This window comes from Nocardiopsis salina YIM 90010 (assembly GCF_000341025.1).
Classification (GTDB): Bacteria; Actinomycetota; Actinomycetes; order Streptosporangiales; family Streptosporangiaceae; genus Nocardiopsis; species Nocardiopsis salina.
The window spans coordinates 1-1,893 of sequence record NZ_ANBF01000195.1 but is presented as its reverse complement, the minus strand read 5'-3'; the positions used below and the strand labels follow the sequence as shown (position 1 = coordinate 1,893).

Below are 1,893 nucleotides of genomic sequence, written 5' to 3'. Positions count from 1 at the left end.
CGCCGCACTCGCAAGTGCGGCGGCGGGCGCCTTCGTCGTTCCCGGTCTCCGACACCTCCGGCCCGACCTTCAGTGCTGGTCCCGGGAGGCCGGCTCCACAGCCCGGAGCAGGTGCTTCACCGGCCTCACCCCTCTCTGCTCCCACTGCCTGGAAGCGCCGGGGCCTCGGGGCGCGGGGGCGGCACCCCGGGCGCTCCTGAGGCCCTCCCACGCGGCGGGGTGATCGACGAGGAGCACCGCCGTGTCGGCGTGCACCCGGGCGGGGATCATCGGGCGGACACCGAGACGGTTTCCCCTTCCCGATTCCTGCTCGACACGGCCCCACGAGCTGCGGGACCCGCTACCGCATCGCCACGGGGACGCGAGCTCCCTCGCCTCGACCACGGCTATGTCCGCCGTCGGGTACGAAGACCGTCTCGTCGGCCCGTACGTCCGGTGTCACGGCGCTCTCCAAGTAGGTCGGGGTCCGGCCGAGCCGACCCACCTCCGCGTGATCGGCGGCGTTCCCGAGCGCCTGCTGTGCTGGCCCCAGGAGTCCGACTGGGCGTCGGTGGGCAAGGGTTGCGGGTCACCCGTTGTGGTCGGTCCCGCGGCGACGGCGTGGCGGCCAGCACATCGGCCACACGCGCCCGCGGACCCGGCCACCGCGGTTCGGGGCGCCTCAGCGTTCGGCCAGATCCTTTCGGTCCGTGGGCATGTCTCGAGCGTGGGGTGGGGCCGGTGATGGGCCGACGGGGGCGGAACCCGAGCGGGCAGCGGACGCGGCCCACTGAGTACGCCTGCAACCTGCTGCACGGTGTGCCGGCAGCTCCCCGGCCCGAACTTCGGGACGGACGCACGGAATAAATGGGACCTCCAGCACAAAAGGCCGGCTCCGTGGTTACTAATGAGTATTTCCGAGTGGCCGTGAGTCGTGTTCTTGTGAGTGGTCCTGGATAAGCGTGTGACCCGCCCGGAAGAGGTGACTAGTCCATTCGAGTCAGGTGGATGACGGAGAGTCCTGTCCGGGGTCTCGCGCAGGTCCTGTGAAGGACTCGTCGGATGACGTGAAGTCGCAGGTCATCACGGTTGTCGGTGAAACGGTCGTGGAGGCCGTTTCACGGTGGTTCCGTGAGGGCCCGCACCACACGCCATTACCCTGCGTATGTGTATGATGACACTCCCCCTCGGTCCGATGGTCCTACTGGGCCATATGAGAAATAGGCCTCTTGGGGACTGTTGGTGAACTGGGACGATCCGTAGTTTCGACACCAGCGACAACGAGGAACACAGCGCGCCGAAACGAACAACCCCCGAAGGCGTGAAGCGCGGTCCCCCCGCGCTGCGACAGAAGACCATCGTCCTCGGATCGGTCCGCTGTTCCTCGGCCACCCCGGGTCCGTCCGGAGGTGGAATCCGATCACCACACATGCTGATCTTGGGAGTGGGGCAACATGTGGAACGAGAAGATGGCGATCCGTGCGAAGTGCCGTGAGATCGACCCGGACGCCCTGTTCGTCCAGGGAGCTGCGCAGAACCGTGCCAAGCTGATCTGCCGCGGATGCCCTGTACGGACCGAGTGCCTGGCAGAGGCGCTCGACAACCGCATCGAGTTCGGTGTCTGGGGAGGCATGACCGAACGCGAGCGGAGGGCGCTGTTGCGGCGCCGCAAGGACGTCACGAACTGGTACGACCTGCTCACAAGCGCCGAGCGCAACTACGAGCGCGAGCAGGAGCGCCGTGAGGCCTCCCGCCGCTCCGCGGAGCCGGTCACCGCCCGCAAGTGACTGTCGGCGTCGGACCCCGCGTGGGCCACAGGCCCAGGGAGGGGGTCCCGGACGGAGGTCCGGCGCCGTCGGCGGACAGACGGGAGATGTCCGCCGGATCCGACCGCATCCGTCTGCCCCGGAGGGA

The 1,893-nt window shown here is 68.5% G+C and carries 1 protein-coding gene; it reads left to right on the top strand.

Annotated elements, in window-relative coordinates; genetic code table 11:
* The first annotated feature begins 1,433 nt into the window (after positions 1 to 1,433).
* Positions 1,434 to 1,766 carry a WhiB family transcriptional regulator gene (locus tag D474_RS0122645; RefSeq protein WP_017615769.1) on the top strand — a complete coding sequence of 111 codons (333 nt, stop codon included), beginning with the start codon at positions 1,434 to 1,436 and terminating at the stop codon, positions 1,764 to 1,766.
* Positions 1,767 to 1,893: the final 127 nt, after the last annotated feature.

What these genes read in the sequence shown, in the direction of transcription:
- D474_RS0122645 (WP_017615769.1), top strand. Translation starts at nt 1,434, where the DNA reads ATGTGGAACGAGAAGATGGCGATCCGTGCGAAGTGCCGTGAGATCGAC.